Annotated in this window: 10 protein-coding genes; 9 read left to right on the forward strand and 1 reads right to left on the reverse strand. The window is 69.2% G+C overall.

Annotation, left to right across the window (positions count from 1 at the left end; genetic code table 11):
* The 4 genes from G6031_RS08915 to G6031_RS08930 form a co-directional block, all read left to right on the forward strand.
* The coding region (locus tag G6031_RS08915) for an ERAP1-like C-terminal domain-containing protein (protein ID WP_182653055.1) at nucleotides 1-665 on the forward strand (665 nt) is incomplete at its 5' end.
* Nucleotides 666-799: 134 nt separating this feature from the next.
* The gene (locus tag G6031_RS08920) at nucleotides 800-4,189 is read left to right on the forward strand and encodes a pyruvate carboxylase (RefSeq protein ID WP_182653056.1); all 3,390 of its coding nucleotides are present in this window, start codon (nucleotides 800-802) and stop codon (nucleotides 4,187-4,189) included.
* Nucleotides 4,190-4,393: 204 nt separating this feature from the next.
* A complete protein-coding gene (locus G6031_RS08925) occupies nucleotides 4,394-5,539 on the forward strand; it encodes a cytochrome P450 (protein WP_347238469.1) in 1,146 nt (381 codons plus the stop codon).
* A 55-nt stretch (nucleotides 5,540-5,594) separates the two neighbouring features.
* A complete protein-coding gene (locus G6031_RS08930) occupies nucleotides 5,595-7,259 on the forward strand; it encodes an FAD-dependent oxidoreductase (protein WP_179524906.1) in 1,665 nt (554 codons plus the stop codon).
* 38 nt (nucleotides 7,260-7,297) lie between these two features.
* Here the strand turns inward: G6031_RS08930 and G6031_RS08935 are convergent, their stop codons facing one another.
* The gene (locus G6031_RS08935) at nucleotides 7,298-7,936 is read right to left on the reverse strand and encodes a TetR/AcrR family transcriptional regulator (RefSeq protein WP_182639861.1); all 639 of its coding nucleotides are present in this window, start codon (nucleotides 7,934-7,936) and stop codon (nucleotides 7,298-7,300) included.
* A 123-nt stretch (nucleotides 7,937-8,059) separates the two neighbouring features.
* Here G6031_RS08935 and G6031_RS08940 point away from each other — a divergent pair, with 123 nt between their 5' ends.
* Genes G6031_RS08940 through G6031_RS08960 form a run of 5 tightly spaced genes read left to right on the forward strand, consistent with a single transcriptional unit; the run spans nucleotide 8,060 to nucleotide 13,935 of the window.
* Nucleotides 8,060-9,199 carry a VOC family protein gene (locus tag G6031_RS08940; RefSeq protein WP_182653058.1) on the forward strand — a complete coding sequence of 380 codons (1,140 nt, stop codon included), beginning with the start codon at nucleotides 8,060-8,062 and terminating at the stop codon, nucleotides 9,197-9,199.
* Nucleotides 9,196-10,134, forward strand: a complete 939-nt coding sequence (locus tag G6031_RS08945; protein ID WP_182639863.1) for a fumarylacetoacetate hydrolase family protein — start codon at nucleotides 9,196-9,198, stop codon at nucleotides 10,132-10,134. The genes G6031_RS08940 and G6031_RS08945 overlap by 4 nt, the downstream gene beginning before the upstream one ends.
* On the forward strand, nucleotides 10,131-12,017 hold the full coding sequence (locus tag G6031_RS08950; RefSeq protein ID WP_182653059.1) for an acyl-CoA synthetase: 1,887 nt from the start codon (nucleotides 10,131-10,133) through the stop codon (nucleotides 12,015-12,017). The genes G6031_RS08945 and G6031_RS08950 overlap by 4 nt, the downstream gene beginning before the upstream one ends.
* A complete protein-coding gene (locus G6031_RS08955) occupies nucleotides 12,014-12,376 on the forward strand; it encodes a DoxX family protein (RefSeq protein WP_182653060.1) in 363 nt (120 codons plus the stop codon). Before G6031_RS08950 ends, G6031_RS08955 begins: the two co-directional genes overlap by 4 nt.
* The gene (locus G6031_RS08960) at nucleotides 12,373-13,935 is read left to right on the forward strand and encodes a bifunctional 3-(3-hydroxy-phenyl)propionate/3-hydroxycinnamic acid hydroxylase (protein ID WP_182638536.1); all 1,563 of its coding nucleotides are present in this window, start codon (nucleotides 12,373-12,375) and stop codon (nucleotides 13,933-13,935) included. The genes G6031_RS08955 and G6031_RS08960 overlap by 4 nt, the downstream gene beginning before the upstream one ends.
* Nucleotides 13,936-14,587 lie beyond the last annotated feature (652 nt).

Here is a 14,587-nt window from a genome sequence, read left to right on the forward strand (position 1 = left end):
CGGCCCGGGCCTCGGAGGCCGGGTCGGATCACCAGCTGGCGTTCCTCGCGGCCCTGTGCAGTTGCCCCCTGGGGGCCGACCAGACGCGCGTGCTCGCGACCCTTCTGGACGCCGGACCGGACGAGGCGGGACTACCCGGCCTGACCCTCGACACCGACCTTCGGTGGACCGTCCTCACCGCGCTCGTGGCCGCGGGCGCCGAGAACTCCGACCGGATCGACGAGGAACTGGCGGCGGACGACACCGCCGGAGGCGCCCGGCGGGCGGCGACCGCCCGAGCCGCCCGGCCCACTGTCGGCGCGAAGGAGGAGGCCGAGGCGCTGCTCACCGCCACCGGAGACCACGCGCCGAGCAACGCCCTGGTGCGCGCCACCCTGCTGGGCATCGACCTGCCGGGCCAGGAGCACCTGCTCACCGGCCTGTGCGAGCGGTACCTCGACGACGTGACCGCACTGTGGAAGGCGCGGTCCGGTGACCTCGCCAAGACCGTCGCCGCCGGGTTGTTCCCGGCGTGGTCGGTGGACGCCGACACCGTGGCCCGCTTCGATGCCGTGATCGCGGACACCTCCCGCCCGGCCGCCCTGCGCCGGATCCTCGCCGAGCAGAACGCGGACCTCACCCGCGCTCTCGAGGCCCGCGCGGTGGACGCGGCGGCCGCCGGCTGAGCCGGAGTGATCGCGATTTCGCCGGTGCGGTGAGGGTTGACTCGAACGCAGTCGTGAGTGATGATTCCGTCAACCCTGATGTTTCAGTCACCACGCGCATGCCCGAGAGCACATCCGAGAAGCGAGGACGTCGAATGTTCCACAAGGTTCTGGTGGCCAATCGCGGTGAGATCGCGATCCGCGCCTTTCGGGCAGCGTACGAGTTGGGTGCGAAGACGGTCGCGGTGTTCCCGCACGAGGATCGCAACTCCCCGCACCGACTGAAGGCCGATGAGTCGTACCAGATCGGGGCTCCCGGCCATCCGGTGCGGGCGTACCTGTCGATCGAGGAGATCATCGCGGTCGCGCAGCGATCCGGCGCGGATGCGATCTATCCGGGATACGGATTCCTATCGGAGAACCCGGATCTCGCGGCGGCGTGCGCGTCGGCGGGAATCGCGTTCGTCGGTCCGCCGGCGTCGGTCCTGGAATTGGCGGGCAACAAGGCGCGTGCGGTCGCCGCGGCGCGCGAGGCGGGCCTGCCGGTACTCGCCTCCTCCGCGCCCTCAGCAGATCCCGACGAGCTCGTCGCGGCGGCGCGCGACATGACCTTCCCCGTGTTCGTCAAGGCGGTGGCCGGTGGCGGCGGTCGGGGGATGCGTCGGGTGGGAACGATCGAGGAGTTGGCGGACGCGATCAGCGCGGCATCGCGCGAGGCGGAGTCGGCATTCGGTGACCCGACGATGTTCCTCGAGCAAGCGGTGATCAACCCGCGACACATCGAGGTGCAGATCCTGGCCGACACCCGGGGCGGGGTCATCCATCTGTTCGAGCGCGACTGCAGCCTGCAGCGCCGCCATCAGAAGGTGATCGAGCTCGCGCCGGCGCCGAACCTCACGCAGGGGATGCGCGAGAGGATATGCGCCGACGCGGTCGCGTTCGCCCACCACATCGGCTACTCGGGGGCCGGCACGGTCGAGTTCCTGGTGGACGAGAGCGGACAGCACAGATTCGTCGAGATGAATCCGCGCATCCAGGTCGAGCACACCGTGACCGAGGAGATCACCGATGTCGATCTGGTGCAGTCGCAGTTGCGGATCGCATCGGGCGAGTCACTGGACGACCTCGGGCTCTCACAGGATCAGCTGACGATCCGCGGCGCGGCACTCCAGTGCCGGATCACCACCGAGGATCCGACCAACGGTTTCCGACCGGACACCGGGCGGATCGCCGCCTACCGGGCCCCGGGCGGGGCGGGTGTACGCCTGGACGGCGGTGTGGCCCTCGGTGCCGAGGTGTCCGCACATTTCGACTCGATGCTGGTGAAGTTGACCTGTCGCGGGCGGGACTTCGACACCGCGTTCGCACGGGCGCGCCGGGCGATCGCCGAGTTCCGCATCCGGGGAGTGGCCACGAACGTCCCGTTCCTGCAGGCGGTGCTCGACGACACGGACTTCCAGGCCGGTCGGGCCACGACCTCGTTCATCGAGGACCGTCCGGAGTTGCTGACCGCGCGACCGTCGGCCGATCGCGGAACGAAGATCCTGAACTACCTCGCGGATGTGACGGTCAACCGGCCGCACGGAGAGCGTCCCACCCCGGTGTACCCGGGAGACAAGCTCCCCGGCCTGGACCCCTCATCACTGACCAACCCCCCGCCGGGGTCGCGGCAACGGCTCCTCGAGCTGGGACCACAGGGGTTCGCCGCCGATCTGAGGTCACGCCCGCAGCTCGGGGTCACCGACACCACTTTCCGCGACGCACACCAGTCGTTGCTCGCCACCCGGGTGCGGACCTCGGGCCTCCTGGCGGTCGCCCCGCACGTGGCCGCCCTGACGCCGGAACTGTTGTCAGTGGAGTGCTGGGGTGGCGCCACCTATGACGTGGCGTTGCGGTTCCTCAAGGAGGATCCGTGGGATCGGCTGGCGCAATTGCGGTCGGCGATCCCCAACATCTGTCTGCAGATGTTGCTGCGGGGTGCGAACACCGTGGGCTACACCCCGTATCCGACCGCCGTGACCTCGGCGTTCGTGGCCGAGGCCACCGACGTGGGTATCGACGTCTTCCGGATCTTCGACGCCTTGAACAACATCGACGCGATGCGTCCGGCGATCGATGCCGTGCGCGAGACCGGGACCGCGGTCGCCGAGGTCGCGATGTCCTACACCGGCGACCTGGCCGACCCGTCCGAGGACCTCTACACGCTCGACTACTACCTCCGCCTGGCCGAGCAGATCGTCGACGCCGGCGCCCACGTGCTCGCGATCAAGGACATGGCCGGCCTGTTGCGCGCACCCGCCGCGACGACGCTCGTGACAGCGCTGCGGTCGGAGTTCGACCTGCCCATCCATGTCCACACCCACGACACCCCCGGGGGCCAGCTCGCGACCTACCTCGCCGCGTGGGAGGCGGGCGCGGACGCGGTCGACGGCGCGAGCGCCGCCATGGCGGGGACCACCTCACAGCCGGCGTTGTCGGCGATCGTGGCCGCCACCGCCCACACCGACCGCGATACCGGCCTGGACCTCGCTGCGGTGTGCGATCTGGAACCGTACTGGGAGGCCCTGCGGAAGGTGTACGCGCCGTTCGAATCGGGACTGCCCGCTCCCACCGGACGTGTGTACACGCACGAGATCCCCGGCGGCCAGTTGTCCAACCTTCGCCAGCAGGCCGTGGCCCTCGGACTCGGGGACCGTTTCGAAGCCGTCGAACAGGCTTACGCCGAGGCCGACCGCATGCTGGGCCGGCTGATCAAGGTCACCCCGTCGTCGAAGGTCGTCGGCGATCTCGCCCTCGCCCTGGTCGGACGCGAGATCTCCGCGGCCGACTTCGCGGCGGACCCCACGTCCTACGACATCCCTGACTCGGTGATCGGGTTCCTGCGTGGCGAGCTCGGGGACCCCGCCGGCGGCTGGCCGGAACCGCTGCGCAGCACCGCACTCCAGGGGCGCCCGCCGGCGCCGGAGGTGACCCCGATATCCGATGCCGACGCCGCCGCGCTGCGGACGGCCGGTCGCATCCGGCAGGAGACTCTCAACAGGCTTCTGTTCCCCGGCCCGACCGCGGAGTTCGAGCAGCATCGCGAGCAGTACGGTGACACCTCCCAGCTCTCGACCAACCAGTTCTTCTACGGCCTGCGCTACGGCGAGGAACACCGCGTCGAACTCGAGCCCGGCGTCGATCTCCTCATCGGTCTCGAAGCCATCAGCGAACCGGACGACCGTGGCATGCGCACCGTGATGTGCATCATCAACGGACAATTGCGGCCGGTTCCGGTCCGCGACCGTTCAGTAGGCGTCGAGGTACCCGCCGCGGAAAAGGCCGATCCCGGCAACCCCCTCCACATCCCCGCACCCTTCTCCGGCGTGGTCACCGTCGCCGTCGGAGTCGGCGACGAGATCGAACCCGGCGGCACCGTCGCCACCATCGAAGCCATGAAGATGGAGGCCGCGATCACGAGCGCCGGAGGCGGCACTGTGGACCGCATCGCCATCAACACGGTCGGACAGGTCGAAGCCGGCGATCTGATCGTCGTACTGAGCTGACCGCACTGCCCGGACGCGCAGCCGCGGCATTCCGGGCGTGTCCGCGGACATCACTTGACCTTTGCCATACTTTTAGATGATGATTTCGTCAGCAATGACGGAATCGACTCGCGCGGCGCGTACCCGTGCGACTCGTGACACCAGGACGGGCAGATGACTCTCCGATACCCCCCACTCCGGACCGCCACCCATCGTGGGGCGCCGGTGGTTGACGTCGATCTGTACGGCGACGAGGTGGTCGACAGGCCACAGGAGGTGTATCGCCGAATCCGGGACGCCGGCCCCGTCGTATGGCTCCCGCGTCATCGGATGTTCGCGATCGGCCGGTTCGACGACGTGCGGCTGGCCCTACGCGACGACGCGACCTTCCGCAGCGGCAGGGGCGTGGGCGCCAACCCGGTCGCCAACACCCTCGGGCACTACACCACACTCGCGAGTGACGACGCCACGCACATGACCCGCCGGATGATCCTCATGCAGTCCCTGACCTCGCGGGCGATACGCCCGTCGCTGCCCACACTGGAGCAGGAGGCCACGGACACCGTCGACCGACTGTTGGCGCGAGATCACTTCGATGGCATCGCCGACTTCGCGACCCGCCTGCCGGTGCAGGCGGTCGCCGAGCTGGTCGGCGTGAAGGTGACCCCGGAGCAGATGCTGAACTGGGGCCAGTCGACGTTCGACGGTCTCGGTTCGGCGAATCGCCGGGCGCGGGGTTCCGTACGCGGATCGCTCGGCTTGTTCCTCTACACGTTGGCGGTCGGCCGCCCGAACGTGACACCCGGCGGGTGGGCGTCGACGGTGCTCGATGCGGCTGACCGGGGAGAGATCGGGCGGGTCGAGGCGAAGAACATGATCATCGACTTCGTCGCACCGAGTCTGGACACCACGATCCTGTCGACCGGCCAACTGCTCTGGAGCCTGGGAACCACCCCCGGGCTCTGGGAACGGCTGCGCCGGGACCCGGACCTGATCCCGACCGCGGTGGTGGAAGCGGTGCGGATGGCGTCGCCGGTCAGGTCGTTCACCCGATCAGTCGCCGCGCATACCGAGTTCGGTGGGGTCCAACTGCGCCCGAAGGATCGTGTCGCGGTGGTGTTCGCCGCCGCGAACAGCGACGAGCGGCATTTCCACCACCCCGAGAGATTCTCGCTGGAGTGGCGCGGCAGCAACGTCGGATGGGGGCACGGCGTGCACACCTGCGTCGGCATGCAGCTGGCGAAGTTGGAGATGCAGACGCTGCTGCACGCGATGGTCCCGCGCGTCTCTTCCATCAGCGTCAGTGATCCGGAACTGCTGCGCAACAACTGCCTTCAGGGCTTCGAGTCCTTCCGGGCCTCGTTCCGCTGAGTGAACGCCGTCCGCCACAGGCGGACGGTTCATGACGATCCAAGGAGGATGACCGGTGGCCCATGTCATCACGCGACCGTGCTGCAACGACGCGAGCTGCGTCACGGTGTGTCCGGTGAACTGTATTCATCCGACCCCCGGGTCGCCCGAGTTCGCCCGGGCCGAGATGCTACACATCGACCCGGCCGCCTGCATCGATTGCGGGGCGTGTGTGGACGAGTGTCCCGTCGACGCCATCGTTCCGGACGACCTGCTGTCGCCGGACTCGGCCTTCCCGGAGATGAACGCTGACTACTTCCGGGGACGAGAGATCGCCGGCACCTGGACGCCGCCCCGTCCGGCATCGGACTCCGGACCGCTTCCGTTCCGAGTGGCGGTCATCGGTGCAGGGCCCGCCGCCTTCTACACATCGGGGGAACTGCTGCGACACCGCGGCGTCACGGTCGACATGTTCGACCGCCTCCCCACCCCCTATGGTCTGGTGCGCGCGGGTGTCGCCCCGGATCACGCGGCGACCAAAGGCGTCGAGCGGACATTCGCCGCGACCGCGTCTCGAGAGGCGTTCCGGTACTTCCTCAACGTCGAGGTGGGAGTCGACGTCACCCTCGACGAACTCCGCGCGAGGTATCACGCGGTGATCGTCGCCACCGGCGCGGCCGCTGACCGCGCTCTGTCCATCTCCGGCGAGGATCTGCCCGGATCGCTCGCCGCCACGGACTTCGTGGCCTGGTACAACGGCCACCCCGACCATGCCGACGACGAGATCGACCTGAGCGGCGAGTCCGTCGTGATCGTGGGTAACGGCAACGTGGCCCTCGATGCGGCTCGGATCCTCGTGACAGATCCCGATGAGCTGGCGCGCACCGATATCGCCGATCACGCGCTGCGGGCCCTTCGGCAGTCAACGGTGCGGCACGTGAGCATCCTGGGCAGACGCGGTCCGGCCCACGCCGCGTACACCAATTCGGAGTTCCAGGCATTCGCCTCGCTCTCCGGCGTGGACGTCGTCGTGGACCCGGCTGACCTGGTTCTCGACCCGCGGACCCACCGGGACGAACAGGCGGGAACGCTGGACCCCACCACCTCCACCAAGCTGCGCCTCGCCCGCGGCTACGCCGCCCGCACACCGACGGGAGCGGCGCGCACGGTCGCGTTCCGTTACCTGTCCTCCCCCGCCGCCATCCTCGGCGACGACCACGGTGTCTCGGGAGTGCGGGTCACGCGCATGGCGTACAGCACCGACGGCACCGGTCGCGTCGTCCCGACGGGCCCGGAGACGACCGTGCCCGCGTCCACGGTGATCCGGTCGATCGGGTATCGCGCAGATCCGTTCTCCGGACTACCGTTCGACTCCCGTGCCGCCGTCATCCCCAACGACGGCGGTCGCGTCATCGACGACGGATCCCCGGTGGCCGGAATGTACGTCGCCGGGTGGATCAAGCGCGGCGCCCGGGGCGGGATCGGCGCCAACAGGCAGTGTGGTCTGCAGACCGCCGAGGCCATCATCGCCGATTGGACCCAGGGGCGTCTGCCGCCTCCCGCGATCGGTGAGGACGACGTCGACGCCCTGATCGCCGGGCGCCACGGCCACCGGATCGACGCAGCCGGGTGGGCCGCGATCGACGACCACGAACGGGCGGCCGGGCGCATCGACGGCCGCCGCCGCCGCAAACTGGTGTCGGTCGACGAGATGGTGCGGGTCGCGGCGACCGCCACCTGACCCGCCTCGTCACGCCACGCCCGGGAGATCCGGTGAGATCAGTCCCAGGCCGGCAACGGAAGAGCGATGAGCGCCGCGGCCTCGTCCTCACTCACACCCAGGGCGCGCAGGACGTGGGCGGTGACGGCGTCGGTCGTGGCCGCGTCGTCGCGTTCGGGCTGGTCGTGCAGCAGCAACGCCAGCGTCAGCGCGGACCCGGAGACGACGGTCAGGGCCACGTCGATGTCGGTGGTGACGAACCGCCGGGCGGCGACCGCGGCCTCGATATCGCGACGCGCGCGGGGAAGCAGGCCCGCGTCGGCGGTGGAGAGGACCGACAGACCGTGGTTGACCACGACTCTGCTCAATTCGGGGTACCTGCGGTGCAGACGACCGGTCAGGCGGAAGCTCTGCGTGAACATGTGCGCCGGATCGCTCATCCCCTCGGTGAAGGCGTCCAGCAGTTCGCCGTGGTCCTCGACGACGGACATCACCGCGGCCTCGAACAACTCCTCTTTCGTGGCGAAGTGGTTGTAGAACGAGCCGTTGCCGACGTCGGCCATGGTGGTGATGTCGAGGACCGACACCGCGGTCCGACCCTGCGCCATCAACTGCTGGGCGGCACCGATGAGGGACCGCCGGGTCTGGGCTTTGCGTCTCTGAGCCCGCGTGAGAACGCCCGGATCAGCCTGGGCCATCGCATTCTCCTTCCACGATGGGTCACATGGTCCCATACGCACCCGTGACGACTTCGTCAACGGACTTGACTGACGTGTGCGGCGTATATGACGATATCGTCAACCGATACGACGGGAGTCGAGATGACGGTCAACCATGACGTGCACGAGGGACTGCACGCCGATCAGGGCGCCCTGCCCGGGGAACATCCCGGGCGCCGGCCGGACCCGGTGGTGAAAGTCCACGACATCGCCTGGTTGGAGTTCGACAAACCCGATCTCGTGCGCACCGCCGCGTTCGCGGTGGACTTCGGGTTCACCCCCACCTTCCAGACTCCCGATGAGCTGCACCTGCGGGGCGCCCTCGCGGGGCCGCCGTGTGTCATCGTCCGTCGAGCACCGCGGACCGCGTTCACCGGCGCGGCCTTCCACGCCTCCGACGACGCCGACGTCCACACTCTGGCCTCCGAATGGGGACGGCCCGTGGAGTCTCTCGGGGACGCCCTCGGAGGGAGTGCGGTCACCACCCGGGATCCCAGCGGGTGCCGCGTGCGGGTGGTCTCAGGAGTCACCGAATGGCCAGCGCTGCCCCTGCAGAGCGTCCGCAACCCGTTCAACTTCGAACGCGACCGGACCCGCGTCAACAGCACTCAGCGACCCCCGCGCGCTCCGGCCGTCGTCGAGCGCCTCGGCCACGTCGTGCTGTCGTCGACGCGCTACCTGTCGTCGCTCAACTGGTACCTGCACAACCTGGGAATGATCGTGAGCGACTTCCTGTACTACCCCGGCCAGCGCGAACGCGGACCCGTGATGAGCTTCATCCGGTGTGACCGCGGCGGAGAGGTCGCCGACCACCACACCCTGGCCCTGACGCTCGGCCCCGCCGACCGATACGTCCACTCCGCCTACCAGGTCTGCGATCTGGACGCCCTGGCCGCCGGGAGCGAGTACCTCCTCGACCGGGGATACGACCACTCGTGGGGGCTGGGTCGCCACATCCAGGGCAGTCAGCTCTTCGACTACTGGCGCGATCCGGACGGGTTCCTGGTCGAACACTTCACCGACGGTGACCACTTCGACAGCACGGTCGACGCCGGCTGGGCCCCGATGACGGCGTCAGGCCTCAACCAGTGGGGCCCGCCGGCGACCGCGGACTTCCTGGGTATCAAGCCGGGCCGCGCCGCACTGCGCGAGTTGACCTCCATCCTCTCGTCGTTGCGCGAGTCCGACAACGAATTCGACGTCCAACGCCTCTTCGGCCTGATGAAAGTAGCCCGCACATGAGCCTGTCCGTTCTCCGTACCGCCGACGCGTGGTGGGTGCTGGTGCCCGCCGGCGCCCGTCGCATCGACACGCGGGCGACCACCACCGCCGAGCTGATCGCGGATCGTCAGGCGGTCGTCCTGGCCACGACCGACAGCGGCGAGGTCGTCGACCCGGCGAGCCTGCAACTGCAGTCTCCGGTGACAGCACCGTGTCGGGTGATCGCGCAGATGACGAACTACGTCTCGCATGTCCGCGATTCCGGGATGAACCCCGACAAGGTCCCGCTGACGTTCTTCCGCAAGGCCTCGGGATCGATCGTCGGGCCGAACGACGACATCATCAAGCCCGCGCACGTGCAGCTGTTGGACTACGAGGTCGAGATCGGCCTGGTCTTCGGGGCCAGCCTGCCCGTCGGGACCACCATCGACGAGGCGACCCTCGCCGACGCCGTGGCGGGCCTCGTGATCACCAACGATGTGTCAGCCCGCGACGTGCAGCTGCCCAAGACGCAGTTCTACGAGGCCAAGTCCTACCCGAGCTTCACCCCGGTCGGTCCCGTCCTGGTGTTGCTGGAGCCCGGTGAGTGGGACAGGTTCTCCACCCTCACCCTCCAGTTGCGGGTGAACGGGGTCACGCGTCAGAACAGCACCGTCGCCGACATGATCTACAGCCCCCTGGAGGCGGTGCGGACCCTGAACAGGTTCCAGCGTGTCGACGCCGGCGACCTTCTCCTGACCGGCACGCCCGGCGGCACCGCACTGACCGCACCCGCGAAACCCATCGAGATGATCGGAGCGCTGCTCCCGCCGCACCTGAAGTGGAAGGCGTTCTTCAAGCGCCAGGCCGGTAACCCGAAGTACCTGCAGGACGGCGACATCGTCGAGACGTCGGTCCGTGCGGGCGACGGGACGCTGGATCTCGGCGTCCAGCGGAACGTGGTGCGCTACGCATGATCGCCCCCACCTCATCGGCGTCGTTGTGGCCGGCCTACGACACCCCCGACGACGTCGCGCTGATCGAACAGACACCACTCGACGCCCGCGGGTTGCCGGCATCGACGTACGCGGTCCTCACCCGCGCGGCCGAGCAGTGGCCTGAACGCACCGCGCTGCGCGTCATGCCCGACGCGACCCGGTGGCAGCAGACCACCGACCGCACGCACGCGCAGTTGCTCGACGCCGTCGACAGACACGCCGCCGCTCTCCGCGCCGCGGGGGTCGGCGGCCGGGACGCGGTCACCCTGCTGGCGCCCAACTGCGTCGAGCTGATCGAGGTGTTCTTCGCGGCACAGCGCGCAGGCGTCGCCGCCCCGATCAACCCGGCCATGAACGCCGAGCACGTGGCCGAACTGATCGGTAGATCGGGCTCGAGGGTCCTCGTCGCCGCCGGCCCCGACCTCGACCCCGCAGTCTTCTCGGGACTTCCCGACATCGTGGCCGCCACCGGGATCGACACGGTGTTCCTCCTGCGCCCCACCGGGGCCGATACCGAACCCGAGGTGCCCGACCTGGGCGACGTCACCGTCGCCTACCTCGACGCGGCCGAGCTCCCCCGCGTCGCGGTCGAGGAGGACCGCGGTGCCGACGACCTCGCCGCGCTGTTCCACACCGGTGGGACCACCGGCGTGCCCAAGCTGGCCGGTCACTCGCACCGCAACGAGGTCTCCAATGCGTGGATGATCGCGGCGAACACCGTGCTCGACGAGGACTCCGTCGTCTTTGCCGCGCTGCCGCTGTTCCACGTCAACGCGTTGATCGTCACCGTTCTCGCCCCGATGCTGCGCGGCCAGACCGTCGTGTGGGCGGGACCGCTGGGGTACCGCGACCTCGCCCTCTACGGCGTGTTCTGGCAGCTCGTCCGGGCGCACGAGATCTCCGCGATGAGCGCCGTCCCCACGGTGTACTCGGTGCTCGCCCAGTGCCCGGTCGACGCCGACATCTCCAGTCTGCGGGCGTGCCTGGTCGGCGCGTCCATGCTGCCGCCCGCGGTGCGTGAGGGGTTCGAGTCCCATACGGGAGTCCCCCTGCTCGAGGGTTACGGACTCACGGAGGCGACCTGCGCCAGCGTTCGCAGTTTCTTCGACGGCCAGCCCGCCGGTTCGGTCGGGCAACGCCTGCCCTATCAGCAGATCCGCGCCGTCGACGAGCACTGGCAGGAACTACCCGCCGGCACCGTCGGGCGGCTCGTCGTGTCAGGCCCCACCGTGTTCGCCGGCTACGTCCGCGGCCGCAAGGACAACGGGTTCGATCTCGATGACGGCGGGTCTGTTCGCGACGGGTGGCTGGACACCGGTGACCTGGGATCCGTGGATGATCGCGGTTTCGTGACGCTCACCGGCCGCGCCAAGGACCTCATCATCCGCGGCGGGCACAACATCGATCCCCGCGCGGTCGAGGACGCTCTTCTCGAGCACCCCGATGTCACCGACGCCGGGGTCGTCGGTCGTCCCGACGTGCACGCGGGCGAGGTCCCCGTCGGCTATGTCACCGTCCGCGACGGCGCCACGGTGTCCGGCGGTGACCTGCAGGCGTGGGCGACCGAACGGGTCTCCGAGTCCGCGGCCGCCCCTAGAGAGGTCACGATCATCGACTCGCTGCCGGTCACCGATGTGGGCAAGCCCTACAAGCTCGCGCTGCGAGCCCTCGCCACCGAAACCGCGCTCACCGCGGCGCTCACCGACGCCGGGGCACCCACATCGGTGGACGCTCGGATCGTCGACGGTTCGATCGTGGCCGTGGTGCAGCGGGCCGGTGACGTCGACACCGCAGCCCGGGTCCTCGACAGCTACGCGATCCACTGGCAGTGGGCGCCGGCCGACGGGCGCACCCCCGCATGACCGATACCCACACCCTCGCCGCGCGTGGTGTCGCGCTCGTGCTCACCGCCACCGGCGCCGCGAAGGTCCTCGCGCTCGCACCCATGACGGAACGAGCACGCCACCTGAGATTCTCCGAGCGGGCGTTCCGCATCGTCGGCGCCTGCGAGCTCGCCGGGGTGACCGGTCTCCTGCTCGGGCGGCGCCACCCCCGTGTCGGCACGGCGGCCGCGGTCGCGGTCTGCTCGTTGATGGGCGGTGCGTGCTGGGCTCACCGGCGCGCCGGTGACGGCTGGACTGCCACAGTCCCCGCCGTCGTCGTCGGCGTCGGCGCCGCGCACTCCGCCACGCGAACACTGGAACTGGCAGGGACCCGATGAGCCGACGCAATGCACCCGTTCTCATCGTCGGTGCCGGACCGACAGGTCTCGCCGCGGCGGCGATGCTCGCCGACCTCGGGGTGCCGTCGATCCTCCTCGAGCGGTGGGACGCGATCTACCCGCAACCGCGTGCCGTGCACCTCGACGACGAGGTGTACCGGATCATCGCGCGAATCGGGCTCGGGCCGAGGTTCGCGGAGATCTCCCGCCCTGCCCTGGGCCTGCGTCTGGTGACCTCGTCGTTGCAGGTCATCGCCGAGTTCCCCCGCGATCCGGGCATGGGCGTGAACGGCTTTCCGGCCGCGTCCATGTTCGATCAGCCCCGACTCGAGGAACTCCTCCGTAGCGCCGTCGCCCACCGCGCGGACCTCATCACCTTCCGCTCCGGGGTCGAGGTGAGCGGTATCGATCAATCCGATTCGGGGGTCACGGTCTCGGCGACCGACCGCGACACGGGTGAGCCGATCACGTTCCGGGGAAGCTACCTGCTCGGCTGCGACGGCGCCGGCAGCATCACCCGCTCGGCGATCTCGTCCGAGTGGCGAGATCTGGGGTTCAGCCAGCGGTGGCTCGTCATCGACGTCGAGACGTCGGCCGACCTACGCCAGTGGGACGGCGTGGCACAGGTGTGCGACACCCACCGAGCGGCCACCTACATGCGCGTCGGCGACACCCGTTACCGCTGGGAGTTCCAACTACTCGACGACGAGACGGCCGAGGACTACGCCCACATCGACGCGGTTGTGCCGCTGCTACAGCCGTGGCTTGAGGGTGTCGACGCGCCAGACCTGAGATTGTTTCGTTCTGCCGAATACACCTTTCGGGCACGAGTCGCCCAACGCTGGCGTGATCGCCGGGTCTTCCTGCTCGGCGACGCCGCGCATCTGACGCCTCCGTTCATCGGCCAGGGAATGGGCGCGGGTCTGCGTGATGCCGCGAACCTCAGCTGGAAGCTCGCCGCCGTCCTGCGGGGCGGAGCACCGTCGTCGACCCTCGAATCCTATGAGCAGGAGCGCATCCCGCACTGCACCGGTCTCATCCGTCTCGCGACGATGACAGGTGCCGCAATGACCGGCGGTGGTCACGGCGGCGATGTACTCCGCCGCGCACTCGCACCCGTGCTCGCGGGGGTGCCGGGTCTGTCGGCGAGACTGACCGACAGCACGACCCCCGCACTCCGGCCGTCCTGCTACGTCAGACGCGGGGTGGTGGGCTCCGGGATTCCGCGATGGGTGACGGCCCCGAGCGCAGCCAGCCTTGCCGGGCAGCTCGCGCCGAACGCCGTGGTGACCCCCGATGGTCGCCGCCTCGACGACTACCCAGGCTTCCGGATCGTTGCCGTGATCAGGGCTACTCCCGAGCAGGAGTTCGAAATCAGGCGTCGTAGAGGTACTAGCGTCGTCGTGGCGCTCGACAGCCCACTCGGACAATGGTTGCACGCCCACCACGCACGAGCGGCAGTCGTGCGCCCGGATGCGACGGTGATGGCGGCGGGCCGCTCGGTCGCAGAGGTGTACACCCTGCTCCCGAGCCTCGCGGTCGGCGGGGACGCACCATGACCGATACCACCGTGCAGTCGTTCTCCCGGTAGCACCCGGGGCCCGGCGGGCTCGTCGTAGCTGGGAGAAGTGATCGCGTTCATTCTGGCCGCGGGGTCAGGACCGGTTGTCGCGCCGGTCGCATGGTGGGCAAGTCAATAGAGTGTGATGCGATGATGCGCGCACGACCCGATCTCACCCCGACCTTCTCTCCGCATTCCGGAGGGGCCCCACCTCGCTGGGTGTGGGGCTTGAGCGGGCGCCGGGTCGTGATTGCCGCACTTCTGGGAGTCACGTTGGGCCTCGGTGCGTCCGCATCGAACGCCTGGCCTTCTGCGCTGACCTACGTGCTGAACGCCGGTTGGGCATGGGCGGGGGTGATGGTTGCCGGAGGGATATGCGCCCGCACGCCGCTGGGCGGAATGGTGACGGCCCTGGTCGCCGCATTCTTTGCCAACACCACCTACTACTTAGGAGATTCGTGGTGGGCTGGCGCCTCTCGGCCCGGAGTCGTGGTCGAACGTGATTCGTTCGTGTCCGCAGTGCCAGAAGCTGGCTACTGGATACTCGTGGCGCTCGTGCTCGCCCCTGCACTAGGCGCGGTTGGCGCGTTCCAGCGCCGACCAGGCCTGAACCTCCCTGGATCTGTCGGAGGGTTCCGATCTAACAAGGA

This window comes from Dietzia sp. CQ4 (genome assembly GCF_014145125.1).
GTDB classification, from domain to species: domain Bacteria; phylum Actinomycetota; class Actinomycetes; order Mycobacteriales; family Mycobacteriaceae; genus Dietzia; species Dietzia natronolimnaea.